22 protein-coding genes and 1 tRNA gene are annotated in these 24,177 nt (G+C 61.9%); 11 read left to right on the forward strand and 12 right to left on the reverse strand.

The window, feature by feature from the left end; translation table 11 throughout:
• Positions 1 to 12: 12 nt before the first annotated feature.
• A complete protein-coding gene (locus tag NR193_RS31005; RefSeq protein WP_256754475.1) occupies positions 13 to 1,176 on the forward strand; it encodes a serine hydrolase in 1,164 nt (387 codons plus the stop codon).
• 63 nt (positions 1,177 to 1,239) lie between these two features.
• Here NR193_RS31005 and mgtE read toward each other — a convergent pair whose 3' ends face one another.
• Both mgtE and NR193_RS31015 read right to left on the reverse strand, forming a co-directional pair.
• Positions 1,240 to 2,604, reverse strand: a complete 1,365-nt coding sequence (mgtE, locus tag NR193_RS31010) for a magnesium transporter (RefSeq protein WP_256754476.1) — start codon at positions 2,602 to 2,604, stop codon at positions 1,240 to 1,242.
• A 272-nt stretch (positions 2,605 to 2,876) separates the two neighbouring features.
• Positions 2,877 to 4,769 (reverse strand): ABC transporter ATP-binding protein/permease, encoded by a 1,893-nt coding sequence (locus NR193_RS31015; protein ID WP_256754477.1) that lies wholly within the window; start codon positions 4,767 to 4,769, stop codon positions 2,877 to 2,879.
• A gap of 66 nt (positions 4,770 to 4,835) precedes the next feature.
• On the opposite strand from NR193_RS31015, the gene NR193_RS31020 reads away from it, so the two are divergent.
• Complete coding sequence (locus tag NR193_RS31020) at positions 4,836 to 5,186, forward strand: hypothetical protein (RefSeq protein WP_256754478.1); 351 nt, start codon at positions 4,836 to 4,838, stop codon at positions 5,184 to 5,186.
• 345 nt (positions 5,187 to 5,531) lie between these two features.
• Here the strand turns inward: NR193_RS31020 and NR193_RS31025 are convergent, their stop codons facing one another.
• On the reverse strand, positions 5,532 to 6,209 hold the full coding sequence (locus NR193_RS31025; protein ID WP_256754479.1) for a DsbA family oxidoreductase: 678 nt from the start codon (positions 6,207 to 6,209) through the stop codon (positions 5,532 to 5,534).
• 16 nt (positions 6,210 to 6,225) lie between these two features.
• Positions 6,226 to 8,046 carry an extracellular solute-binding protein gene (locus NR193_RS31030; RefSeq protein WP_256754480.1) on the reverse strand — a complete coding sequence of 607 codons (1,821 nt, stop codon included), beginning with the start codon at positions 8,044 to 8,046 and terminating at the stop codon, positions 6,226 to 6,228.
• A gap of 232 nt (positions 8,047 to 8,278) precedes the next feature.
• On the opposite strand from NR193_RS31030, the gene NR193_RS31035 reads away from it, so the two are divergent.
• Complete coding sequence (locus tag NR193_RS31035) at positions 8,279 to 8,908, forward strand: invasion associated locus B family protein (RefSeq protein WP_091585775.1); 630 nt, start codon at positions 8,279 to 8,281, stop codon at positions 8,906 to 8,908.
• Positions 8,909 to 9,000: 92 nt separating this feature from the next.
• Here NR193_RS31035 and hspQ read toward each other — a convergent pair whose 3' ends face one another.
• Positions 9,001 to 9,324: a heat shock protein HspQ gene (gene hspQ / locus NR193_RS31040; protein WP_167392389.1), complete on the reverse strand. Its 324-nt coding sequence runs from the start codon at positions 9,322 to 9,324 to the stop codon at positions 9,001 to 9,003.
• 173 nt (positions 9,325 to 9,497) lie between these two features.
• Complete coding sequence (locus NR193_RS31045; RefSeq protein WP_256754495.1) at positions 9,498 to 10,709, reverse strand: UbiH/UbiF family hydroxylase; 1,212 nt, start codon at positions 10,707 to 10,709, stop codon at positions 9,498 to 9,500.
• A gap of 111 nt (positions 10,710 to 10,820) precedes the next feature.
• Between NR193_RS31045 and NR193_RS31050 the strand changes: the two genes are divergently transcribed.
• The 8 genes from NR193_RS31050 (at position 10,821) to NR193_RS31085 (ending at position 19,035) form a co-directional block, all read left to right on the forward strand.
• Positions 10,821 to 11,717, forward strand: coding sequence for a DUF2182 domain-containing protein (locus NR193_RS31050; protein WP_256754481.1), 897 nt, complete (start codon positions 10,821 to 10,823; stop codon positions 11,715 to 11,717).
• A 14-nt stretch (positions 11,718 to 11,731) separates the two neighbouring features.
• Positions 11,732 to 12,346, forward strand: coding sequence for a DUF1326 domain-containing protein (locus tag NR193_RS31055; protein WP_256754482.1), 615 nt, complete (start codon positions 11,732 to 11,734; stop codon positions 12,344 to 12,346).
• Positions 12,343 to 13,161 (forward strand): phosphatidylcholine synthase, encoded by an 819-nt coding sequence (gene pcsA, locus NR193_RS31060; RefSeq protein ID WP_309145406.1) that lies wholly within the window; start codon positions 12,343 to 12,345, stop codon positions 13,159 to 13,161. The genes NR193_RS31055 and pcsA overlap by 4 nt, the downstream gene beginning before the upstream one ends.
• 22 nt (positions 13,162 to 13,183) lie before the next feature.
• Complete coding sequence (locus NR193_RS31065) at positions 13,184 to 14,161, forward strand: quinone oxidoreductase (RefSeq protein WP_256754484.1); 978 nt, start codon at positions 13,184 to 13,186, stop codon at positions 14,159 to 14,161.
• Positions 14,162 to 14,294: 133 nt separating this feature from the next.
• Positions 14,295 to 15,872 (forward strand): ABC transporter ATP-binding protein, encoded by a 1,578-nt coding sequence (locus tag NR193_RS31070; protein WP_256754485.1) that lies wholly within the window; start codon positions 14,295 to 14,297, stop codon positions 15,870 to 15,872.
• Positions 15,869 to 16,999: an ABC transporter permease gene (locus NR193_RS31075; RefSeq protein WP_256754486.1), complete on the forward strand. Its 1,131-nt coding sequence runs from the start codon at positions 15,869 to 15,871 to the stop codon at positions 16,997 to 16,999. The genes NR193_RS31070 and NR193_RS31075 overlap by 4 nt, the downstream gene beginning before the upstream one ends.
• Positions 16,999 to 17,919: an ABC transporter permease gene (locus NR193_RS31080; RefSeq protein ID WP_091585761.1), complete on the forward strand. Its 921-nt coding sequence runs from the start codon at positions 16,999 to 17,001 to the stop codon at positions 17,917 to 17,919. Before NR193_RS31075 ends, NR193_RS31080 begins: the two co-directional genes overlap by 1 nt.
• Before the next feature lie 48 nt (positions 17,920 to 17,967).
• A complete protein-coding gene (locus tag NR193_RS31085; RefSeq protein WP_256754487.1) occupies positions 17,968 to 19,035 on the forward strand; it encodes a BMP family ABC transporter substrate-binding protein in 1,068 nt (355 codons plus the stop codon).
• 73 nt (positions 19,036 to 19,108) lie between these two features.
• Here the strand turns inward: NR193_RS31085 and rimO are convergent, their stop codons facing one another.
• The 6 genes from rimO to NR193_RS31115 form a co-directional block, all read right to left on the reverse strand.
• Positions 19,109 to 20,422, reverse strand: coding sequence for a 30S ribosomal protein S12 methylthiotransferase RimO (gene rimO / locus NR193_RS31090; RefSeq protein ID WP_256754488.1), 1,314 nt, complete (start codon positions 20,420 to 20,422; stop codon positions 19,109 to 19,111).
• A gap of 146 nt (positions 20,423 to 20,568) precedes the next feature.
• Positions 20,569 to 21,228, reverse strand: a complete 660-nt coding sequence (locus tag NR193_RS31095; RefSeq protein ID WP_256754489.1) for a TerC family protein — start codon at positions 21,226 to 21,228, stop codon at positions 20,569 to 20,571.
• Between the two features lie 188 nt (positions 21,229 to 21,416).
• Complete coding sequence (locus NR193_RS31100; RefSeq protein ID WP_256754490.1) at positions 21,417 to 21,824, reverse strand: DUF930 domain-containing protein; 408 nt, start codon at positions 21,822 to 21,824, stop codon at positions 21,417 to 21,419.
• A 100-nt stretch (positions 21,825 to 21,924) separates the two neighbouring features.
• Positions 21,925 to 22,623 (reverse strand): DUF2161 domain-containing phosphodiesterase, encoded by a 699-nt coding sequence (locus NR193_RS31105; RefSeq protein ID WP_256754491.1) that lies wholly within the window; start codon positions 22,621 to 22,623, stop codon positions 21,925 to 21,927.
• A 551-nt stretch (positions 22,624 to 23,174) separates the two neighbouring features.
• Positions 23,175 to 23,264 (reverse strand) — tRNA-Ser (locus NR193_RS31110).
• A gap of 268 nt (positions 23,265 to 23,532) precedes the next feature.
• Positions 23,533 to 24,054: a GNAT family N-acetyltransferase gene (locus tag NR193_RS31115; protein ID WP_256754492.1), complete on the reverse strand. Its 522-nt coding sequence runs from the start codon at positions 24,052 to 24,054 to the stop codon at positions 23,533 to 23,535.
• Positions 24,055 to 24,177 lie beyond the last annotated feature (123 nt).

Raw genomic sequence — 24,177 nt, forward strand, 5'->3', positions numbered from 1 at the left:
AAGGGGCAATCAATGACCGCACCCATCGGTTCCGCGCCGCTTGACCGTGACTTTGGCGGACGCGTCGATCAAGTTGTCGACAGGGCCATCGAGGAGGAGCGCATTGTCGGCGCCATGATCCTCGTCGCCCGACGGGGTGAAATCCTCTACAGCCGCGCCGCCGGCCTTGCCGACCGCGAGTCGAAAAAACCGATCACGGCGGACGCGATCTTCCGGCTCGCGTCGGTGACCAAGCCCGTCGTCGCGACCGCGGCTCTTGCTCTTGTCGAAGCAGGCGTGATCGGCCTCGATGATCCCGTGGCGAAGTTCATCCCTGAATTCCGGCCGAGGCTGGCGGACGGCAGCGAGCCCGTCATGACCATCCGACAGTTGCTGACGCACACCGCGGGCCTGTCCTACGGTTTCCGCCAGACGTCCGACGGGCCCTATCATCGCGCCGGGATCTCCGACGGTCTCGACCAGCCCGGCCTTTCCATGGCCGAGAACCTCAGACGCATCGCCTCGGTGCCGCTGTCCTACGTGCCGGGGACAGGCTGGAGCTATTCGGTGGCGATGGACGTGCTGGGCGAGGCCATGGCGAGAGCCGCCGGAGCCTCCCTGCCGGAGCTGATCGACCGCCTGGTCGTCCAGCCACTCGGCATGCACGACGCGGCCTTTGTCGTATGCGATCGATCGCGGCTGGTGACGCCTTACGCCGATGGACCTGGCAAGGCCATCGCGATGGGCGAGCATCATCGCGTCCCCTTCGGCGACGGCGCCATCTCATTCTCGCCCGGGCGCGTCTTCGACCCCGAATCCTTCGCCTCAGGCGGCACCGGCATGAACGGCACAGCCGGCGATGTCCTCAAGCTTCTCGAGGCGCTGCGCTCCGGGGGCGGACCCGTTATCAGGCCCGAGACGGCGGAGGCAATGACCACGGACGCGATATCGGGCCTGGAAACCACCATGCCCGGCTGGGGTTGGGGTCTTGGGTTCGGCATCCTGCGCGACCCGCTGGCCGCGTCGACGCCTCAGGCCGCAGGCACCTGGCGCTGGGGTGGCGTCTACGGGCATTCCTGGTTCGTGGATCCGACATTGGACCTGACGGTGGTGGCGCTGACAAACACGGCGATCGCCGGCATGGTGGGCGCCTTCCCCGATGCACTCCGCGACGCGGTCTATGGCAGGCAAGCCTAGGACGGGAAGGGCGGAACCCACCGCCGGCCATCTGCCGGCGGCGGAGACAATTGACGCTGCCAGTTAGAGCAGCGTGCCGCGCAGGATCACCAGCGCCACCGAGAAATAAATCACCAGCCCGGTGACATCGACCAACGTGGCGACGAACGGGGCCGATGCGCTGGCCGGATCGAAGCCGATGCGTTTCAAGGCAAAGGGCAGCATCGACCCTGACAGCGAGCCGAAGGTGACGATGCCGACCAGTGCCGCGCCCACCGTCATGGCGACCAGCGGCCAGTGCGGCCCATAGTCGTAGAAGCCCATATATTGCCAAAGCGCGATGCGGCCGATACCGACCACGCCCAGCATGGCGCCCAGCACGACGCCAGTGGGCAACTCGCGCAACGCCACCCGCCACCAGTCGCCAAGACCGATCTCGCGCAGGGCCAGCGCCCGGATGACGAGCGACGTCGCCTGTGAGCCGGAATTGCCGCCGGAGCTCATGATCAGCGGGATGAACAGCGTCAGCACGATCGCCTTTTGCAGCTCGCCCTCGTAGCTCTGCATGGCGTTTGCCGTGAGCATCTCGCTGAGGAAGAGCGCACACAGCCAGCCGCCCCGCTTCCTGATCATGGCGAGAAAACTCATCTTCATATACGGCTCGTCGAGAGCCTCCATGCCGCCGAATCGATGCACGTCTTCCGTCGTCTCCTCGATCATCGTGTCGATGATGTCGTCGATGGTGACGATGCCCAGGATCTTGCCATGGTCGACGACCGGGACGGCGAGCAAATCGTATTTGGAAATGAGTTGAGCGACTTTCTCGCTGTCGGTAAGCGGTGAAACCGTCACCGGCACGCGGTCCGGCGCCACCGTCATGATCAGATCGTCCGGCTCGCCGGTGATGAGCCGACGCAGACCGGTCGACCGCACCAGGAGATGCGTCTGCGGGTCAACGATATAGATCGCGTAGACGGTTTCGCGTGTCCGCTCGACCTTGCGGATATGGTCGAGCGTGCGGCCAATGGTCCAGTCCGAGGGAACGCTGACAAACTCCGTCGTCATGATCGACGCGGCGCTGCCTTCGGGATAGCCAAGAATGGAAAGCAGTGTCGCGCGCAGCGGCGGCGCCAGGGCTCCGAGCAGTTCGGAGCGCGCCGGCTCATCGAGATCGCGCAGGATGTCGGCGGCGCGGTCGACCGACATGGCGGTGAGCAGCTTGCCAGCCCTGGCACGCGGCAGCGTCTCCATGAGTTCGGACGCACCAGCAAGTTCCGGCTGGTCGAAGATATCGACCAGACGCTCGAACTGCACTTCACAGAGCAGCTCCGTCGCGGTTTCTCGCGGCTCCCTGTTCAGCGCCTCGACAATGTCGGCGACGTGATCATTGGCCAGGATACGAGCAATTGCGACGGCATCGTCGCTCGCTATCGGGGTAAATTCGTTCATGGTTCACTCCTTGCCGTCCGGCAAGGCATGAACCATTCAAGGTCACGTCTAGGCGGACGGCGGTTGCGTTCGACTGTGACTGTCGCCAGGCATGGCGCGGTGACCTTTCCGCTTGCGGGTTCGCGTTTGAATGTCTGCAAGCCGGCGCAACATAGGGATGCGCCTTGCCGAGTCAATCGTGTTGAGAAGGGAAAATGCCGGCGAGCGAGCAGGATCGCGAGACTGTGATCACCGGCCGCCGCATGACGCGGCCGGCTCGCTTCACAGCCTCATTATTTCTGCTTCAGCCGGCGCGAGAAACGCAGCCATTTGTCCTCGACCGGCCTCGGCTGCGCGAGAATGGTGGTGAGTTCGACGGGCAGGGTCGGAACCAAAGGCTTCTTGGTGGCGACACCGTCGGCGATCGCGACGATGCTGTGATAGAATTCGCTGCCGGTCATCGATCGCGGCGCCACCGCCTCGTGCATGACGCTGATCACCGTAACATCGGGGCAGTTGTCCTTGATCGCCTGGTGGAAGGCAACCTTGCCGTGCGGGTCGAGTGCGCCGGTGGCCTCATCCAGGAACAGCAGCCCCGGCTGCTGCAGCACGATGCGAGCCACCACCAGCTTCTGTTTCTGGCCACCCGACAGAACCTGATCCCAGCTTTTGCCTTCACGGCTGTTGTCGGCCATATGCTCGATGAAATCGCCGAGACCGGCCTTGTGCAATGCCGAGGCGACCTGCGCGTCGCCATGGTCATGTTCGGAACCCGGCAGGCAGACCAACTGCTTCAGCGACACTTGCTGCAGCTTGACCTCCTGGGCGGCATAGAAACTCTTCACTCCCTCGGGGAAAACGATGGTGCCATGGCCATAGGGCCACAGTCCGTTGATCGCCTTGATCAGCGAAGTCTTGCCGCAACCGGATTCGCCTTTCAGGAACGTCCATTCGCCGCGCCGGAAGCGCAGATTGGCGGCACTAAGGAACGGCGTGGCGTCTTCGCCCTGATGCGCCAGCTCGAGCTTCTGGATGGTCAGGCCGAAAACCGGGTTCTGGCTCGCGTAACGGAATTCGGAGCGACCGGTCTGGCTGTAGAACTCCTGTGGATGCTGGACATTCTCGATCGCCACCGCCAGTTCGGTCACGCGCTGGCTGTTGGCCCGCAGCGTGGCAATGGCTGGCATGACATGGATGAACCACGAACATTGGCCGATCAGCGCATTGACCAGTTCGGAGCCGGTAATGTAGCCCTTGAGGTCGAGACCGTTGTGGATGAACGGCACGAGGCCAGGCCCATAGGCGACAATGCGGGCGCCGATAAAATTGTAGATCAGCTCGAACGACATGTAGACGGTGTTGACGATGTTCAGCCGCGTCCAGGTGCCGTCGATGTCGACATAGAGCTTGCCATGCATGGTCTTCTGCACGCCTTCGCCCTGAGAGGCGGCGACATGGAAACTGCGGCGCAGGAACGTCGTCAGCTCACCGCGATAGCTGCCTTCAGCCTGCTGCATCCTGATGTTGAGACGCTCGAGCAGGCCACCGAGCTTGACCGCTATCCAGGTGTTCAGCGGCACATAGGTGGCAACCGCCAGGAAGGCCAGGACGGCACTGCCATAGCTGCCGAGGAACTCCAGCCCCTTCACCTCGACAGAGGTTTCGAGCAGCTTCTGGCCGACAAAATAGAGCGAGGTGGCAACCCCCAGAACGCCCATGGCGAGGCCGATGGCGCCGCCGGTCATGTCCTTGATGGATTCCTGGACGCGCTGATCGATGTTGTCGGGAGCGGGCGCGCCCGTGCCGGTCGACGCGTGCTGGGCATGGAAATGCGTATGATTGGTGTCCAGCAGCGCTTCGTTGAAGCGGCTGTCCAGCCAGCCGCGCCATTTGCGGTGCAACGTCGCCGAGACAAGATTGCGGATGCCGGTAAAGCCGGCGTCCTTGAGCACGACCAAGAGAACGAGGATGCCGGCATTGACCAGCAGGGTGCGAAGCGGCGTGGTGTTGGCGGCGTCATGGAAGAAGGCGATCGAGTTTACGAGTTCTCCGGACGCTTCGGCGAACCAGACACCGGCCTTGCTGGACAGCGCCGTGAGCAGCGCGATGACCAATGTAAGCGTCCAGGCTTCTTTCCAGCGATCCGAGACCCAGTAGGCCCGCATCAGGCCCCAGAAGCTGCGCATCGACGACACCGGCGTCAGAAGCGACCGCCTCGCGGCGTCGCGGTGTAGTTCATCCGGTGCTGACTCTTGCGATCGTTTGCCGATCCGAATCACGATCCCGCCCAAACCTTTTTTGTTTTGTTACGGATGGTAACACCAATTGATCATTTTCCATTAATTTTTAAACTTGGCCGAACGGATTACTCCCAGCGGGCGTTGCCAGGACGCAACAGATCGCATGGCCGGAACGCCACCGATACCGTCAGTAAAAATCAGGATATCGCCATTGATTTCAAACTCTTGATCGACGCAGGCACGCCTTCGTCGAAGCTTCCCTTGGGGAAGCCTTTCACACGGTTTTGTGAACTCGAAAATCGTGCGGAGAGATGGATTTTCTTACCGCGGACTGACCTGAACGCCCGAAAATATCGTTCGTGATTCCGACAGGCTTGCTTTCTTCGTCCTTGGCGGAGCCGCAAAAAATGCCCGGTAACGGCCCCGCGGCACGTCGTATTTGCCAATGACAACGTCTCAATTTGCAGGTGGAACCGAGCTGCGTATCCGCAATTCTTGGACCTAAAGGCCAGCCACGCCGATCAAGAACCCGGGCGAGGAGGGCTGCTGCAGCGACGCCGACCAGCTCGACTACTCGACTGCTGCAGGGTCCATTCACTTGCCAGCCGTCGACCAAGGGCTGAGCTGCACCGGCAGCTACGGGTCACGGCTTCTTCGTTGGCAAGGCAAAGGTGATGGCGCAATAGCCAGCGTTGCCGAGATCGTGCCTCAGCCGGCTCTTTCCAATTCGCCGCGCGCCTTCGCCGCCGCAACCTGGCCAATGGCGTCGGCCAGCGTGTCGACATCCTGCGCACCCATGACCGCGTATTTGCCTTCGAGCAGGAAGCACGGCACGCCCGATATTCCCATGCGCGACGCGGTGGCGATCTCGGTGCGAACCGCCTCGACATCGGCGTCGGTAGGCAAGAGTGTGGCGACCACGGATGCGTCCATGCCAGCCTCGCGCGCGGCTTCGGCCAGCACCGCATGGTCGCCGATATTGGCGCCTTCCTCGAAATTCAGCTGGAACAGGCGGCGCACCAGCCGGTTCTGGACATCCTCGCCAACAGCTCCGGCCCAGCGGATCAGCCGGTGCGCATCCAGCGTGTTCGCCGCCACCTTGATGGCCCCGAAGGCGAAGGAAATGCCTTCGGCTTCGCCCAGCGGCTCGATGCGGGCATGAATCTCGCGGATGCGCTCGTCGCTTCCGAACTTGGCCAGCATGTATTCGCGGCGATCCTTGCCTTGCGGCGGAATGGTCGGATCGAGCTGGAACGGCCGCCATCGAACATGCACTTCACCGCCGACAGCGGCTATCGCCTTGTCGAGCCGCTTCTGACCGATGAAACACCAGGGGCAAACGACATCGGACACCACATCGACGGTGATGGAGTTGAGTACGCTCATCTCGATCTCCTGATCTTCAGTTCGCCTTGCGCCACCAGGTCGGCAGTTGATAGCCGAATATGGGCGTCTTCTGCGGATGTTCCAAGTAGTTCCAATAGGCGATCCATTGCTGCGTGTTGTGCTGCATCGGCACCATGTAGTTGCCTGAGATCAGCAGCCGGTCGAGAACGCGAACGGCAGCGACATAGTCTTCCTTCGAGCGGGCGTGCAGCATCGCCTCGATCGCCGCGTCCACCGCCGGATCGGCAACGCCGGCGAGATTGAACGAGCCCTCCGCCCTGGCCGCGGCCGAACTCCAGCGTCCGGTCTGTTCGATGCCGGGCGACAGCGAATTGTTGAAGCCGCTCGAGCCGACCAGTACCTCGAAATCGAACCGCTGCTTGCGCGACTGGATCTGATCGCCATCGAGGCTGCGAATGCTGACATTGATGCCGATCTTTTCCAGCGTGCGCTGGTAGATGCCGGCAAGACGCTCCTCGTCCTGCGAGGCAGTCAGGATCTCGAAGCCGAAGGGTTTGCCCTCGGGATCGAGCATTGTCCCTTCCTGCACGTGGTAACCGACGCTTTTCAGCAGGTCGAAGGCAGCCTTCAGCACCTTTCGATCCTGGCCTGAACCGTCAGTGACCGGCGGCCGGTAAGTGCCGTCCATGACATCGGCCGGCACGCGACCGGGGTAGGGCGCCAGCAGTGCTTTCTCCCTGTCGTCGGCCGGATGGCCGAGCGCGGAAAGCTCCGAATTCTGCCAATAGCTCATCGTGCGTGTGTATTTGCCGCCGAACAGGTTCTTGTTGGCCCATTCGAAGTCGTAGAGCATGCCGAGCGCGCGCCGCACGACGGGGTTGGAGAACTTCTGCAGCCGGGTGTTGAACAGGAAGCCGGTCACCACAGGCGGAATGCCGGTGTCGAAGGTCTCGGCAATCACTTCGCCCTTGTGGAAGGCCGGGAAATCCAGATCGCGCTCGCGCTTCACCGGGTCGCTGTCGTCGTCGATGGCGCAAAGGCCTTTCTTGAACGCTTCCAGCTTGGCATTGGCGTTGAGGAAGTACTCGATGGTGATCTGGTCGTAATTGTCGAAACCGCGCTTGGCCGGAACGTCCTTGCCCCAGTAGTCAGGATTGCGCTTGAAGACGATGCGTTGGCCGGGCTGGACCTGCGCTATGGTGTAGGGGCCACTGCCGATCAGCGGCTTCAGCGTGGTCTTGTCGAAGGTTTCCTTGTCGAAAGCATGCTTGGGAATGATCGGCGTCAGCGCGATGATCAGCGGAAATTCGCGATCTGCCTTGTCATTGAAGGTGAACCGCACACTGTGGTCGCCGGTCTTTTCGAGCTTGGCGACCCTGGCCATGCGGTCGCTATAGGGGGGGCGGCCCTTCTCCGTATAGACGTCATAGCTGAACAGCACATCCTCGGGCGTCACCGGCTGACCGTCCGACCATTTGGCCTTCGGGTTGAGATGGAATTCGATGCTCTTGCGCTCAGGGTCCATGTCGGCGGTGTCTGCCAGCAGCCCGTAGATGGTAAAAGCCTCGTCGGCACTACGCTGCATCAACGGCTCGAAAACCAGATTGCCGAAGATCGTGTCCATCATGCCGCGCGCCGTCGTGCGCAGGCTCTTGAGGATGAAGGGGTTGAGGTTGTCGAAGCTGCCGACGACGCAATAGGTGATGCTGCCACCCTTCGGCGCGTCGGAATTGACGTAGTCGAAATGCGTGTAGTCGGGCGGCAGCGCCGGTTCGCCCTGCATGGCGATCGCGTGCTTCGGCTCCGACACCGCCGGCTGATGCGAAAGGGCGAGAAACGATATCGCGGTGATCAGCCAAACAAGAACGCGGCCCATGACCGTCTCCTTACTGGGTCGGCTTGATGATTCGGTGCGCACCCTAGCATGAGGCAGCGGCATGCCGGCCAATGGCGTGGTCAAGAATTACAAGTGGCGGGCTGGATTCGGCATCACTTGCAGTGTAACACGCCGACCGAAGTCATTCTGTTGCCTCATTTCGGCAACAGGTAGCTGGACCACACGGCGCGAAGAAGCCGGTCCCGGGATCATTTGAGAGGAAGTGCACGACATGACGAGCCTGAACAGCAACGCGTACCGCCTGTCGGTCATGGCCGCTGGCGTGATCGGCTTTCTAGGCGCAGGGCTTCCCGCTGCTTCCGCACAGCAGCAACAGCAGATTCCGCAAGGCTGGTTCAAGGCTTGCACCAAGCAGGAAGATGTCGACATCTGCAACGTTCAGAACATCACCACCGCCGGCAACGGCCAATTGATCACCGGCGTCAGCCTGATCGAATTGAAGGGCAAGGTGAACCGCAAGGTGTTCCAGGTGACGGTGCCGACCGGTCGTCTGGTGCCTCCCGGCATCGGCCTGCAGATCGATACCGGCAAGGCGCAGAAGCTCGACTATGTGATCTGCTTCCCGGATCGTTGCGTGGCGGAAGTGCCGTTGACCGACCAGCTCGTCGCCTCGTTCAAGAAGGGCCAGGCGATCACGCTGACCTCGGTCAATTTCCAGAACCAGCCCAATCCGATCAAGATTGCCCTGCAGGGCTTCAGCGGCGCCTATGACGGCCCGCCGCTGCAGCAGTCGGACATCGAGGACCGCCAAAAGAAGCTGCAGGACTTCGTCGCCAAGAACAATCAGGACTTCGCCAAGAAGCTCAAGGAAGAGCAGGACAAGGCGAAGACCGCCAACTGATCACCCGTCATCGGGTCGTTCTCAAGCCAAGGAAAAAGCGGGGTCATGCCCCGCTTTTTTCGTTCCTGACCATACCGGCAATTCCGGGGCAATCAGTGTCTGGACTGCCGTTTGGGCTCGTAGCGCCCGTCGGGCCTCTTGTCGAACATCTCCTTGATCTGCGGGTGCCTGACCGGCTCACCCGACTGGTCCTCGAGCAGATTCTGCTCGGACACATAGGCGATGTATTCGGTTTCCGAATTCTCGGCGAGCAGGTGGTAGAAAGGTTGATCCTTGCGCGGCCGCACATCGGCGGGGATGGCTTCGTACCATTCGTCGGTGTTGGCGAACTGCGGATCGACGTCGAAAATGATGCCCCTGAACGGAAACAGCCGGTGGCGAACCACTTGCCCGATTGCGAATTTGGCTGTTTTCATCGTACTCACCACTGAATTCCTTAGCTTTATTTGGCGCAGACCGCGTGTCAATTCAATCCTGCTGTGCTTGACGCGCCGTCAAGCACCGCTGGACGCGGGGCACGGATCCGCTGCATGAGGGCGATATCGACGATCGTCGATGGCGCAGATCGGCAAGAATGTCCGGAAGGTCGTTACCGGCGCACCGGCCTTCGCAGGCCGCCCGCGAGCGCCGCGAAGCCGCTGCCGGGACGAAGTCCCTCGCGCATGAAGAAGGCGCGAAGCGGTGCGAAGCCGCCGAGCACGCCGAGCCCGGCAACGCGGGCAATCTGGGCCGGCAGCATGTCGGAGAGGAGCGACATGTTGAGCAGGTTGACCGCGCTGCTGCGTGCAAGAATATCGGGGCGGCGCTTAAAGTCGTAGGCCGCAAGCGCCGTCGGGGAACCCGGATCGCGACGATTTTCACAAGCAATCCCAATAAGATCTTCGATATCCCTGATGCCGAGATTGAGGCCCTGTGCGCCGATAGGTGGAAACACGTGGGCGGCTTCGCCGACCAGCGCTATCCGGTCTCGCGCGAAGCGCAACGGAGTCACCGCCGAAAGCGGATAGATCTGGCGGCCCGGCTCGACCGTCACCCGGCCCAGCATCGACTGCATCTGTTGTTCGACCCGTAGCGAAAGCGTTGCATCGTCCAATGCGGCAAGTTCTGTCGCGGTCTCCGGTTTCACCACCCAGACGAGGCTCGAGCGATTGCCGGGCAGGGGAACCTGCGTGAACGGCCCGGTCTCGGTGTGGAATTCGGTCGAGGTGTTGGCATGGTCGCCAGTGTGACGGAAATTGAGGACAAGCGCTGCCTGCGGGTAGGAGCGAGCCGAGGTCGAGATGCCGGCCGCCTGGCGAGCCGGCGACAACCGTCCATCGGCGGCGACCGCCAGCGATGCGTCCACCCTGGTGCCGTCGGTCAGAATGGCACCGGCGTGCTCGGCATCGAGATGCCAGCTCGCCACCATCGACCTTCGCCACTCGATGCCGGCATGCGCTGCTGCCGCGCCGGCGAGCGTCGGAATGAGGGCACTGTTGGGCAAGTTCAACCCGAACTGTTCCTCGTCGATCTCGCTGGCGCGGAAGGTGACGACCGGACTCCGGATCAGCCGGCTGGTCGCATCCACGATGCGCATCACTTTCAAGGCCGCAGCCTTGGGTCTGATGTCTTCGAGAACGCCCAGCCGCTCGAGCACTTTCAAGGCAGGATTCATCAGGGCCGTCGTGCGGCTATCGGGAGCAGAAGCCTCGGGCCCGACGAGCGTCACCGGGAAACCGGCACCGGCGAAACCGAGCGCCGCGATCAGTCCTGCCGGCCCCGTGCCAGCAACCAATATCCGCGCAGTTCCCTGATGCTCCAAGATCGGCTTCCGGCTTGCAATGCGAGGCGGTCCACCTGACTGCCAGTCGATGAGCATATAGGTCAGATCATGTCGCTTGATCAACGCGGCGATTCGGCTCATTCGAATGTCATGACCGGCCAGCAAGAAGACTTCAGCCATCTCGACCGCGCGGGCCGCGCCATGGCGAACATCGCGCGCAGCCCTCGTGTCACGGTCAATGTGGTCATTGGCGCCGGTATCCTGCTTGCCTGGCTGTTCTTTGCGGCGACGGCAATCCGCGGCGCTGAAGGTCGGGTTGCAGGGGGCGGCGCTCCTGGTGACACTGTCCTGCAAAACCTGCCGCGACTGCCACTGCCGGCCTTCCTGGAACGGTTCTTCGCGCTTTGCCTCTCGCCGGCGCCGCTGGACGGAAGTGTCGGCCTGCAGGCCGGCGCGCTCGTTGCGATGTGGTTCCTGATGGCGATCGCGACGATGCTGCCGTCCGCCGCACCGATGATCCGCACCTATTGCGAGATCGCCGATACGGCACGAATCAAGGGCGAACCGGTCGTCCATCCGCTGGTGCTGGTCGCCGGTTACCTCAGCGTCTGGCTCGCCGCCTCGGCGATGTTCGCGGCGCTGACCTTTGCCAGCCACGCATTCGCCTCGTCCGATGGGCTGCTTGACCCGGCCATCGGGATTCCAGGCGCGCTCGCCCTGCTGATTGCCGGCCTCTACCAGTTCAGCGGCCTGAAGGAAGCCTGCCTGAAAAAATGCCGAAACCCGTTCTCGATCCTGTTTTCGAACTGGGGCGCGAGGCCCGCCCGCATCTTCCGGCTTGGCCTCGCGCAAGGCATATGGTGCCTCGGCTGCTGCTGGGCAATGATGCTGGTGATGTTCGCCGTCGGCGTGATGAACGTCTTCTGGATGGCCTTGATCGGGTTGTTCACCCTGATCGAAAAACAAACAGCGAGCAGGGTTCCAACCCGGCTGGCCGGTGCGATACTGCTTGTCTGGGCAGTCGCCCTGCTAGTAGTCTCACTATAGTGGGGGAAATTTCGATGGCAGATCAGGGCTGGGCGATGAAGGGAGAGCTCGTACTCTCCTGCAATTGCACGGTTTTCTGTCCTTGCGTGCTGTCTCTCGGCAATCATCCGCCAACCGAAGGCTATTGCCAGACCTGGGCGGGGTTTCGCATCGATGCCGGCCATTTCGGCGACGTCGACCTGTCTGGTCTCAATCTCGGGCTGGTCATGGAAATCCCCGGCTACATGAGCCGCGGCAACTGGACCGCCGGCCTGTTCATCGACAAGCGCGCCTCTGTCTACGCGGTGAAGGCGCTGACAAGGATTTTCACCGGCAAGGCGGGCGGCACCACCTCGTTGCTCTCCATCCTTGTCGGCAAATTCCTCGGCGTCGAGCAGGTCCCGATCACCTATGAGACGCGCGACAAGACGCGCATCTTCCAGATACCGAAAATCATCGACGGGGCGGTGACGCCCATTCCCGGCAAGGACCGCGACAAGGATACGGTGATCAGCAATTCGGAATACTGGATCGCGCCGGAGATCATCGTGGCGAGGTCCGACAAGAGCAAGATGCGAGCTTTCGGCCGCAACTGGAATTTCGCTGGCCGTTCGGCCGAAATCTGCAAGCTGGATTGGCGGGGCCCGTGAGCAAAAACACAACGGCCAGGAAAGCCGCCAAGAAGATCACCGACCGGATTCCGCGGCCGAAGAAGAAAGTTACCTGGCCGCAGGCGAGGGCTTTTTCCGTCCATCTGCTCACGGCGTCGGGCTCGTTCCTGGCTTTCCTGTCGCTGGTGGCGGCGAGCGAAGAGCGCTGGACGGCGATGTTCTGGTGGCTCGGGCTGGCGCTGTTCGTCGATGGTATCGATGGGCCGATCGCCAGAAAGCTCGAGGTGAAGGAAATCCTGCCGACATGGTCGGGCGAACTCCTCGACAACATCATCGACTACGTGACTTACGTCCTGATCCCGGCCTTCGCACTCTATCAGCGCGGCTTCATGGGCGAGGGTCTGTCATTCCTGTCGGCTGCGATCATCGTCGTCTCCAGCGCCATCTATTATGCCGACACCGGCATGAAGACGAAGGAGAACTTCTTCAAGGGATTCCCCGTGGTCTGGAACATGGTGGTGTTCACACTGTTTGTCATTGAGCCGGGACCGTGGGTCTCGTTCGCGGTGGTGGTGGTGGCCGGCATTTTGACTTTCGTGCCGATCAACTTCATCCATCCGGTTCGGGTGGTGCGGCTGCGGCGCATCAATCTTTCGATGACCCTTTTGTGGTGCGCCTTCGGCGCGCTTGCTCTGGCGCAAGCGGCACTCGCCGCTTTCTACGATCAAATCGGCGTGCTGGGCGAGCAGGTCAGCACCTTCACCAAGATCGGCATCACCATTACCGGACTCTACCTTGCCTGTATCGGCGGCATCATGCAGTTCTTTCCAAATCTCGGTGCCAAAAAGGCCTGATCAGCCAGAGGAAGCTTAGTCCATGTCCAAAGCGATCCGTATCCACGCCAATGGTGGTCCGGAAGTCCTGACCTATGAGGATGCCAATCCCGGCCGGCCGGGATCCGAGCAGATCCTGATCAGGCACACGGCGATCGGCCTCAATTTCATTGATGTCTATCATCGTTCGGGCCTCTATCCGCCGCCTGGCGGTTTTCCGCTTGTCCCCGGCAGTGAAGCCGCCGGCGTGGTGCTGGAAGTCGGCCAGGGCGTCGACTGGCTGAAGCCAGGCGACCGGATCGCCTATGCCGTGACGACAGGCGCTTATGCGCAAGAGCGGGTTATCGATGCCAGCCGCGTCGTCAGGGTTCCGGACGGCATCAGCGACGAACAGGCGGCCGCGATGATGCTGAAAGGCATGACGGCCGAGTACCTGCTGCGCCGCACCTTCAAGGTGAAGGCAGGCGACGCCATCCTGTTTCACGCCGCGGCCGGCGGCGTCGGCTTGATCCTCGGCCAATGGGCGAAACATCTCGGTGCGACTGTTATCGGCACGGCCAGTTCGACCGACAAGATCGAACTCGCCAAGGCGCATGGCTTCGACCATGTCATCAACTACAAGGAGCAGGATTTCGTCGCCGGCGTCGCCGCCATCACAGGCGGCGGAAAATGCGATGTCGTCTACGATTCGGTCGGCAACGACACGTTTCCGGCGTCGCTGGACTGCCTGAAGCCGCTCGGCATGTTCGTCAGCTTCGGCCAGTCCTCGGGGCCGATCCCGCCATTCAGCATGTCATTGCTGGCCCAGAAGGGCTCCTTGTTCGCCACAAGGCCAACGCTGTTCGTCTACAATGCAAAACGTGAGGCCCTCGAAGCCTCCGCCGCAGCCTTGTTCGAGGTCGTGCTCAGCGGCGCGGTGAAGATCAAGATCAACCAGCGCTACGCGCTGAAGGATGCCGGCAAGGCGCATTCCGATCTCGAAGGCCGCAGGACAACCGGGACCACCATTCTCATCCCTTAGTCCCTTCCGGCTTGCTATCCCTTGAATTTCCGCTGAAATTCTTGAAGCTCTTTCAAGACGCGTGCCGCTTTCCGATGGGAGCCGGCCGCGCCTACCATGCTTGCGGGAACACAGAACATATCTGGCTAACCAGATGGGAGGCACTGTGAGTGCAAATCAGGATGGCACGAACTTGCTCGAGGTTCGTGGCCTTACCAAGATATTCGGCACGCTGACGGCGTGCGATCATATCGATCTCGACATCGCAAGGGGTGAAATCCACGCTTTGCTCGGCGAGAACGGCGCCGGCAAATCGACGCTGGTCAAGATGCTGTTCGGATCCCTGGAGCCCAATTCCGGGGAGATTTTCTGGAACGGCCAGGCGGTCAGGATCACCAGCCCCGGCGTGGCGAAAAAGCTCGGCATCGGCATGGTGTTCCAGCATTTCTCGCTGTTCGAGGCGCTGACCGCGGCGGAGAACATCGCCCTGTCGCTGGATGATGGTTCGCCGATCAGCAGCATCGCGGCCAAGGCGAGGGCGCTTTCCTACAGCTATGGCCTGCCGCTCGATCCTGAATCGATGGTCGGCGACCTGTCGGTCGGCGAGCGTCAGCGCATCGAGATCATCCGCTGCCTGCTGCAGACGCCGCAGCTCATCATCCTCGACGAGCCGACCTCGGTGCTGACGCCGCAGGAAGCCGACAAGCTGTTCGAGACGCTGGAGCGGCTACGCTCGGAAGGCAAATCGATCCTCTACATTTCGCACCGGCTCGAAGAGGTCAAACGCATCTGCGACCGCGCAACCGTGCTGCGGCATGGCAAGGTGGTCGGCCATTGCAATCCACGCGAGGAAACAGCGGCCTCGCTGGCCCGCATGATGGTCGGCAACGAAGTGCAAGCCGTGGTGCGTGCGCCGGTCGAGGGGATCGAGACGGCGCAGCCGCTGCTCGAAATCCGGGGCCTCACCCGCAAACCGGCAACGCCGTTCTCTATCCCGCTCAGGAACATCAGCCTGAATGTCCGCGCCGGCGAGGTGATCGGCATCGCAGGCGTCGCCGGCAACGGCCAGGGCGAGTTCTTCGAATCCGTCTCGGGCGAGGTGTTGCAGCAGGATGCCGCGTCCGTACGCATTCGCGGCAAGGACGCCGGTGGCCTCACCATCACCGGACGGCGTTTGCTGGGCGCCGCTTTCGTCCCCGAAGAACGCCTCGGCCACGGTGCGGCGCCACGCATGAAGCTCTCGGAAAACCTGTTGTTGTCGCGCCATGCCACCGACGGCAAGGCCTTTGTCGGCACCGGCGGGATGGTGAAGAGCGGCGCTATCTACGCCGCGTCCCAACGCATCATCGCGGCGATGGACGTGCGCAAGAGCGCCCCGGATCCGGAAGCTGCGGCACTTTCGGGCGGTAATCTGCAGAAATTCATCGTCGGCCGCGAACTCGACCGCCGGCCCAGCGTCATGGTGGTGAACCAGCCGACCTGGGGCGTCGACGCCGGTGCCGCCGCCCGCATCCGACAGGCCTTGATCGAGCTGTCGCGCAGCGGATCGGCGGTGCTGGTGATCAGCCAGGATCTCGACGAACTGTTCGAGATATCGGATGCCATCGCGGTCATGCACAATGGCGAGCTGTCCAAGCCCATGCCGATCGCCGAAGCGACCTTCGAGAAAGTCGGCTTGCTGATGGGCGGCGCCGAACCCGGGCACGCCGAACACACGCTGGAGACGGCATGATGCGCCTCGAACTCGTCAAACGTCCGCAGCGCTCGGCGCTGTTTTCGGCACTGTCGCCGTTCATGGCCTTCGTGCTGACCATCATCGCCGGCGCCATCATGTTCGCGCTGCTCGGCGTCAACCCGTTGACCGCGTTCCGGATCTATTTCATCGAACCGGTCAGCCAGGTCTGGCAACTGCATGAGCTGGCGATCAAGGCGGCGCCGCTGATCCTGATCGCTGTCGGCCTGTCGGTCTGCTACAAGGCCAACATCTGGAATATCGGCGCCGAGGGCCAGTTCATCTTCGGCGCCATCTTCGGCTCGGCCATTCCGGTGCTGTTTCCGCAGTTCGAAGGCCCGCTGGTGTTGCCGCTGATGCTTTTGCTCGGCATGGTCGGCGGCGCGGCCTATGCGGCGATCCCGGCCCTTCTCAAGACGCGCTTCGGCACCAACGAGATCCTGACCAGCCTGATGCTGGTCTATGTCGCCCAGCTCTTCCTCGACTGGCTGGTGCGCGGGCCATGGCGCGATCCGCAGGGCCATGGTTTCCCGCAGACGATCCAGTTCGGCGACTCGGCCGTATTGCCGGAGCTGATGCCGGACGCCGGGCGGGCAAACTGGGGCTTCGTCTTCGCCCTGATCGCCGCGGTGCTGATCTGGATCCTGATGAGCCGCATGCTGAAGGGCTTCGAGGTGCGCGTTCTGGGGTCGAGCCCGCGGGCAGGGCGCTTTGCGGGCTTCGGTCTCAACCGCATGGTGTTCTTTGCCTTCCTGCTGTCGGGTGCACTGGCCGGTCTTGCCGGCATCTCGGAAGTCTCCGGCGCCATCGGCCAACTGCAGCCGGTGATTTCTCCCGGCTATGGCTTCACCGCCATCATCGTGGCCTTCCTTGGCCGGCTCAACCCGCTCGGCATCGTCGCCGCCGGCCTGGTGCTGGCGCTGACCTATCTCGGTGGCGAAGCCGTGCAAAGCGCGCTCGGCATTTCCGACAAGGTGGCGCGGGTGTTCCAGGGCATGCTGCTGTTCTTCGTGCTCGGCTGCGACACGCTCATCCACTACCGCATCCGTGTGATCGGCCTGGCGCTGACGAAACCGGACGGCGCGGCCAAACTCGAAGCCGCGCCAAAGTTGAAGGAAGCCCGCTGATGGACATCACCGTCAACATCCTTTTGACCATCGCCACGGCGGCAACGCCGTTGCTGATCGCCGCGATCGGCGAACTGGTGGTCGAGCGCTCCGGCGTGCTCAATCTCGGTGTCGAGGGCATGATGATCATGGGCGCGGTCGGCGGCTTCGGCGCCGGCTATCTGACCGGATCGCCGTGGATCGGCCTTTTGGCGGCGATCGCCATGGGGGCGCTGTTCTCGCTGCTGTTTGCCGTCATGACGCTGTCGCTGGCCACCAACCAGGTGGCGACCGGCCTGTCGCTCACGCTGCTCGGTCTTGGCCTTTCCGGGATGATGGGGACGAGCTTCGTCGGTCAGCCGGGCGAAAGACTGCCCAATCTCGACATTCCCGGCCTGACCTCTCTTCCCGTGATCGGCAGGCTGTTGTTCGGCCAGGACCCGATCTTCTACATCTCGATCGCGCTGACGGCGGCCGTCATGTGGTTCCTGTTCAAGACGCGTACCGGGCTGACGCTGCGCTCGATCGGCGATAGCCACGCATCGGCGCATGCACTCGGTATCAAGGTCATCCGCTACAGGTATCTCTCGGTCATATTCGGCGGCGCCTGCGCCGGCCTCGCCGGTGGCCATCTGTCGCTCGTCTACACGCCGCAATGGGTCGAGAACATGACCGCCGGCCGTGGCTGGATCGCGCTGGCGCTGGTGGTGTTCGCGTCATGGCGGCCGTGGCGCGTGCTGGCCGGCGCCTATATCTTCGGCGCGGTGTGGATCGGCCAGCTTCATGCACAGGCTTTTGGCATTCCAGTGCCATCGCAGATGCTTTCTTCTCTGCCCTATCTGGCAACCATCGTGGTTCTCGTTCTAATCTCGCGCAACAAGCGTCTGACGATGATGAACACGCCGGCTTCCTTGGGGCAGCCATTCGTTCCGGATCGTTGACAACAAAAAAACGGGAAGCTCCAAGGCTTAACACAGAGAGGTAACACAATGAAAAAACTGCTTATTGCCCTGATGACCACGACAGCGGCGTTTTCGCTGGCGGCGTCCGCGGAGGCAGCCGACAAATTGAAAGCCTGCTGGGTCTATACCGGCCCGATCGGCGACTTCGGCTATTCCTACCAACACGACCAGGGCCGGCTCGAGGTCGAGAAGGCGCTCGGCGACAAGGTCGAGACCGCCTATCTGGAAAACGTGTCCGAGGGGCCCGATGCCGACCGCGCCTTCGAGCGTCTGGCGCGCGAAGGCTGCAAGCTGATCTTCGGCACCTCGTTCGGCTTCATGGACGCCGAAGTGAAGGTCGCCAAGAAATTCCCCAAGGTGATGTTCGAGCACGCGACCGGCTACAAGTCCGGCGACAATCTTGGCCTCTACAATGCGCGTTTCTATGAAGGCCGCTATGTGCTTGGCCAGATCGCCGCCAAGGAATCGAAGGCAGGTGTTGCCGGCTACATCGTTTCCTTCCCGATCCCCGAAGTGGTGATGGGTATCAACTCCTTCATGCTCGGCGCACAGTCGATCAACCCGAACTTCAAGGCCAAGATCGTCTGGGTGAACTCGTGGTTCGATCCGGGCAAGGAAGCCGATGCCGCCAAGGCGCTGTTCGACCAAGGCGCTGACATCATCGTCCAGCACACCGATTCGACCGCTGCCCTGCAGGTGGCCGAGGAGCGCAAGTTGCACGGCTTTGGCCAGTCGTCCGACATGATCAAGTTCGCGCCGAACGCGCAGCTGACGTCGCTGACCGACGAATGGGGCCCCTACTATATCAGCCGGGTCCAAGCGGCGCTGGACGGCACCTGGAAGCCGGACAATGTCTGGCTTGGCATCAAGGACGGCGCGGTCAAGCTCGCGCCCTTCACCAACATGCCCGACGACGTGAAGGCGATGGCCGAGGCAACCTCGAAGAAGATTGCCGGCGGCTGGAACCCCTTCACCGGGCCGATCGCCAAGCAGGACGGCACGCCGTGGCTGAAGGACGGCGAGGTCGCCGACGACGGCACGCTGCTGGGCATGAACTTCTATGTGAAGGGTGTCGACGACAAGCTGCCGCAATAAGCGGCGCGGATATTGAAATGAAGAGGGCGCCGCAAGGCGCCCTTTTTCATTTGCCGGCTTGAACGGAATGAAATCAGACCGCCGATCCGTAGAGATCGTAGGCATCGGCGCGGTCGATCTTGACTGTGACGATATCACCAGCGCGCAGCGGACGGCGCGACTGGATGTGGACCGAGCCGTCGATCTCAGGCGCGTCGTATTTGGTGCGGCCCTTTGCCGACGTGCCGTGCGCCTCGTCGATCAGCACCGGCAAGCGCTTGCCGACCTTCTTGGCCAGCTGCGTCGCCGAAATCTTCTGCTGGCGCTGCATGAAGCGGTGCCAGCGCGCTTCCTTGATCTCCTGCGGGACCTGTTCGAGACCCAGGTCGTTGGAGCGGGCGCCACGGACGGGCTCGTATTTGAAGCAACCGGCGCGGTCGATCTTCGCTTCATCCAGCCAGTCGAGCAGCATCTCGAAATCATCGTCCGTTTCGCCGGGGAAGCCGACGATGAAGGTCGAGCGTATGGCAAGATCCGGACACACCTCGCGCCAGCCGCGAATGCGCTCGAGCGTCTTTTCGCCATGCGCGGGCCGGCGCATGTTCTTCAGCACCTGCGGCGAGGCGTGCTGGAACGGGATGTCGAGATAGGGAAGGATCTTGCCTTCGGCCATCAGCGGGATGACGTCGGCGACATGCGGGTAGGGGTAGACATAGTGCATGCGCACCCAGATGCCGAGCTTGCCCAATTCCTCGGACAGATCGAGGAATTTCGCGCGCACTTCGCGATCGCCGAACATCGACGTCTGATACTTGATGTCGATGCCGTAGGCACTGGTGTCCTGCGAGATGACGAGGAGTTCCTTGACGCCGGCCTTGGCCAGTTTTTCGGCCTCGCGCAGCACATCGGCGGCCGGGCGCGAAACGAGATCGCCACGTAGGGCGGGAATGATGCAGAAGGTGCAGCGGTTGTTGCAGCCTTCAGAGATCTTCAGATAAGCATAGTGGCGCGGGGTCAGCTTGACGCCTTGCGGCGGCAGCAGGTCGATGTAGGGATCGTGCGAGGGCGGAGCTGCCTCATGCACGGCGGCCATCACGCTCTCATAAGCCTGCGGTCCGGTGATGGCGAGAACGTTGGGGTGCTTCTCGCGGATCACGTCCGGTTCGGCGCCCAGGCAACCGGTGACGATGACCCTGCCGTTTTCCGAAAGCGCGGAACCGATGGCATTGAGCGACTCGTCACGGGCGGAATCCAGGAAACCGCAGGTGTTGACGACGACGAGATCGGCACCGTCATGCTTGCGCGCGATCTCGTAGCCTTCGGCGCGCAGGCGCGTGATGATGCGCTCCGAATCCACCAGGGCCTTCGGGCATCCAAGACTGACGAAACTCACGCGGGGAGCGGACATATTAGGTTTTCCGGACTTTTCAGGATTGCGGCGCCAGTACCACACTTATTGCGGCATTGGTATGGTGCAAGACATCGATGGCCAGACGCGCGGCGATCGAGCGCGAAACCTCAAGCCAGATCGCACGATCCGGGGGACAGATTTTTTCAGCTTACCGCATTGCTCACATGCGGCCAGACTTCCATCACCCCGCGATAGACCATGTCGACCGCGACATAGAGAATGATGAGCAGGCCGATATAGGCGATCCAGCGATGGCGGTGCAGCAGCTTGGCCATGAAACTCGCCGCCAGGCCCATCAGCGCGATCGACAGCACGAGGCCTATGACCAGCACCGGGAAATGATCGCGCGCGGCACCGGCGACCGCCAGTACGTTGTCGAGCGACATCGACACGTCGGCGACGACAATCTGCAATGCTGCCTGGCCGAGCGTCTTGCGCTTGGTCTTGCCAGCCACCGCCTTGTCGTTGTCGAGATCGGAATTCGACAGCGCCTCGGTCGCTTCCAGCTCATCGGCATGCGACGTACGCAGCTCGCGGTACATCTTCCAGCAGACCCACAGCAGCAAGATACCGCCGGCCAGCAGCAGGCCGACGACCGCCAGCAGCCTGACGGTCACCGCGGCAAAACCGATGCGCAGCACCGTTGCCGCCAGCACGCCGATGAGGATCGCCTTCTTGCGTTGTTCGGCCGGCAGCCCGGCAGCGGCAAGTCCAATGACGATCGCATTGTCGCCAGCAAGCACGAGGTCGATGGCGATGACCTGGAGCAGTGCCGTCAGGCTGGCTGCGCTGAAAATATCCATCGACCGGAAGCCCTTGCCTGTTTGCCGAGTGTTCGTCGATTATCCAGACGGGCCCTAACTTGGTGGTCCCTTGACGTCAAGGCTTTCGCCCATGGCGGCGTCACCTAACCATCGTTCCGCCGAGGCCGGATCCAATGATCTGCGGCACTTTCCGACAGCCGGGAAAAGCCGCCACGGCCAAGAACAAATCAATCGTAGAGATTGTACTTTGCCCAATCGGTTTCCGGGATCTCATCACCGATCCGGTAGCGGAGTTGCAAAACTTCCATATGGTCCGGCGCCGTCTGGCACTTGAACTTCAACCGGTACCATTGCCCCTTGCTGCGAAACGCGGCACCCGGGCTCCTGATTGCATCCGTGCCCATCTCGGGCGTCGCGAAGGCGTAGGCGACGACGCGATCCGCCTTGAATTTGCGATCGTCGTGAGTGATCCGGTCGAGTACCTCGGCGTCACAACGCTGTTCAAGGCGGGTTTGCGGATCCAGTTTCAGCAGCCCGGCGCGCAATGCACTGTCCATTGCGTTGGCCGGAAAACTCAGCGTCACAGACGCCAAGGCAGTCATGCAGAGCTTCTTCATGGGCGGGACAAGCAGCATGTTTTGTCGGAAAAATCAACATGACGGGGCATTCCGCACCGATCAGAAATCAATGATCGGGATGTGATTGCCGACAGTCCGACCGGACATGCGCCGTATTTCACCCGTTCAAGACGTTCAGATCTTTCGTCTTCTCTGCTGCGTCAGGCAATTGCGGCCAACGAACCAGCGAAGCGCGGCCGGCGTCGGTAAGGTCATAGAGACCACGGTCGACACGCGCGAACCAGCCATAGACATTGTGCAGCAGGATCTTGGGCGCGATCGGCGTCAGCACCTTCAGATCACGCGGGCGTTTGGGTCCGTCGGCCATCGCGGCGGCACAGGCGAGGGCGCTTTGCCGGTAAGCCGTCATGATCGGATTGCGCGACCCGCCTCCCGCAACGGGATCGCCGCGGCGGCGCTGGTGTTCGTCGACCAGCCGAGAGCGCCGTCGCGCATTCTTGCGCGGCGACAGCGCAATCGGGCTGAGAAGCACCTCGACCCGATCATTCGCGCTCACGCCAAGCAGGCCGAAGCCAAGCCGGCGGCAGAGGTTGCGAAACCTGGCATCGCCCTCGCGTCCCTTGCCCCGCACCGACATGCGCGCGGCCAGCCACACTTCGTCGCAGGCCGCCGCGCGATCGACGCCTTGCAGCACCAGTTCGAGATTGAACTGCAGCTTCAGTTCGCAGATGACGACGACCGGCGGCTCGCCCTCGCGCAACGCAACAATGTCGCAGCCGCCGATCTCGCCTTTCACGACGAAGTCGAGGCTTTCGAGGAACCGCTTCACCGGTGCATAAAGTGAGGTCTCGTTCATGCCCCAAGGCTTAGCCGATTCGGGCGATAAAGCCTTGCGGCCATGCGGGGCTTACGGCGCGCCCGCTGGATTAGCGTCTGAGAACATTATGAACTGGCGGAGGAAGTGCCTGCGGGCTTTTCATGCGTGGCACGTTTTTTTCGGCAAGCCTTCCTACCATGTGATTCGTGGCAGTGCTCAACATGGCACTGCTCGTTTCAGGAAAGGGAAGCTTCAATGAAGACTTCAACATTGCCAACACACGTTGCGCTGGTCGAACTCGCGGGACAAATAGCTGTGACGTCGGACGGGCAGTGGGATGACTACGAGCCGATAAAAGACGGACACCCGCTGTGCCCGATGTGTCACTTCACAGGCGTGCCGTCGACCCTAACTGCAGTTGAAGACGACGACCCCGCCAACTCGCGAAGGTACGATTGTTCGGTGTGTGGCCAACGGTATCGAGTGAGTACGTGATTGACTGCCGATCTGGCGCGGGCTTTTTCATGGTTAGGGCAGGGGTTATGATAATCCCAAGATATCGACCTAAATCCTTGATTTCATTATTGTTATGGCGGAGGAAGTGGGATTCGAACCCACGGTGAGCTTGCACCCACGCCGGTTTTCAAGACCGGTGCCTTAAACCGCTCGGCCATTCCTCCGTGCCTGATTTCGTTAGGTTTTCTGGCTTCGACAGGAGCCGAGGGTGGCCGCTGCTACCATTTTGCTACCGAAAGGGCATTCACGCCTTCGCCTTTACCGCGCTCCGGATCGCCGCGTCAACTTGCTCAGCAGCGTCCGCTGCATTGCAAGCATGACATGAGACTGCCGGATCCGGCGTCGACGTGCTGGCGATCCCACGGATGAGGAATGGACCCGCGGGCTACAAACGCTATTTCCAGGTCTCTGAAAACTGGCAAGCCGTGGCAGCTAGTTCGGGAGTCCGCTGCCCAGCTGGCGTTGAACCAGGACCAGGGTCGGATCGTCGGGGTAAGCCGTGACGGTGAACCCCATGTCACGTTCGAGCTCGATAGCTGCACGGTTTTCGCGATTCTCGATCGACTCGATCGTATGGAGGCCCAAGCCTTCGGCATATCTGGCTATGTAGGCGAGCAGTTCCCAGCTGACGCCCATATGCTTGCGATCCGCTCTGATGCAAATCGCGACCTCTCCGTGGCGACGAGCCTCATCGCACGCGAGTGTTCCGACCGCGATCAGCATTCCGTCGGTCGAGAACGCAAGAAAATTGTGTATCCGTGCATCGTCGGACCGCGTCATTGCCACAAGCCGCTCGTGCGAAACTTCCTTCACTCCGCCGAGAAAGCGAAATCGCAGGTCGTCAGGCGTCACATGGGTGAAGAACTCCGCCAGGGCCGGTTCGTCCTCAGGCCGCGCACGGCGCACCTCAAAGTGAAATCCGGTACGTGTGGTAATCGCGCTATTCGTGGTCATATGCGGCCTCTAATCCTGGGTTGTTCGGAAGCAATGCGCTACCCGTTGGTCATTCGCTCATATCTTGCAGCGCGTCTTGCTTGACGATTTCGATGCTGCGCAGGCTGGTGAGGCGGATGACGC

This window comes from Mesorhizobium sp. Mes31, assembly GCF_024519675.1.
In the GTDB taxonomy this organism is placed as follows: domain Bacteria; phylum Pseudomonadota; class Alphaproteobacteria; order Rhizobiales; family Rhizobiaceae; genus Mesorhizobium.

Bases quoted from the DNA above. Each gene is read 5' to 3' on its own strand.
- NR193_RS31035 (WP_091585775.1), top strand. From the start codon at position 8,279: ATGACGAGCCTGAACAGCAACGCGTACCGCCTGTCGGTCATGGCCGCT.
- NR193_RS31100 (WP_256754490.1), bottom strand. From the start codon at position 21,824: ATGCTGCTTGTCCCGCCCATGAAGAAGCTCTGCATGACTGCCTTGGCG.
- NR193_RS31070 (WP_256754485.1), top strand. From the start codon at position 14,295: ATGGGAGGCACTGTGAGTGCAAATCAGGATGGCACGAACTTGCTCGAG.
- NR193_RS31005 (WP_256754475.1), top strand. From the start codon at position 13: ATGACCGCACCCATCGGTTCCGCGCCGCTTGACCGTGACTTTGGCGGA.
- NR193_RS31085 (WP_256754487.1), top strand. From the start codon at position 17,968: ATGAAAAAACTGCTTATTGCCCTGATGACCACGACAGCGGCGTTTTCG.
- NR193_RS31115 (WP_256754492.1), bottom strand. From the start codon at position 24,054: ATGACCACGAATAGCGCGATTACCACACGTACCGGATTTCACTTTGAG.
- NR193_RS31055 (WP_256754482.1), top strand. From the start codon at position 11,732: ATGGCAGATCAGGGCTGGGCGATGAAGGGAGAGCTCGTACTCTCCTGC.
- NR193_RS31095 (WP_256754489.1), bottom strand. From the start codon at position 21,228: ATGGATATTTTCAGCGCAGCCAGCCTGACGGCACTGCTCCAGGTCATC.
- NR193_RS31105 (WP_256754491.1), bottom strand. From the start codon at position 22,623: ATGAACGAGACCTCACTTTATGCACCGGTGAAGCGGTTCCTCGAAAGC.
- hspQ (WP_167392389.1), bottom strand. From the start codon at position 9,324: ATGAAAACAGCCAAATTCGCAATCGGGCAAGTGGTTCGCCACCGGCTG.
- NR193_RS31025 (WP_256754479.1), bottom strand. From the start codon at position 6,209: ATGAGCGTACTCAACTCCATCACCGTCGATGTGGTGTCCGATGTCGTT.
- NR193_RS31050 (WP_256754481.1), top strand. From the start codon at position 10,821: ATGACCGGCCAGCAAGAAGACTTCAGCCATCTCGACCGCGCGGGCCGC.
- NR193_RS31080 (WP_091585761.1), top strand. From the start codon at position 16,999: ATGGACATCACCGTCAACATCCTTTTGACCATCGCCACGGCGGCAACG.
- NR193_RS31075 (WP_256754486.1), top strand. From the start codon at position 15,869: ATGATGCGCCTCGAACTCGTCAAACGTCCGCAGCGCTCGGCGCTGTTT.
- NR193_RS31065 (WP_256754484.1), top strand. From the start codon at position 13,184: ATGTCCAAAGCGATCCGTATCCACGCCAATGGTGGTCCGGAAGTCCTG.
- NR193_RS31015 (WP_256754477.1), bottom strand. From the start codon at position 4,769: ATGCGCAGCTTCTGGGGCCTGATGCGGGCCTACTGGGTCTCGGATCGC.
- mgtE (WP_256754476.1), bottom strand. From the start codon at position 2,604: ATGAACGAATTTACCCCGATAGCGAGCGACGATGCCGTCGCAATTGCT.
- rimO (WP_256754488.1), bottom strand. From the start codon at position 20,422: ATGTCCGCTCCCCGCGTGAGTTTCGTCAGTCTTGGATGCCCGAAGGCC.
- NR193_RS31030 (WP_256754480.1), bottom strand. From the start codon at position 8,046: ATGGGCCGCGTTCTTGTTTGGCTGATCACCGCGATATCGTTTCTCGCC.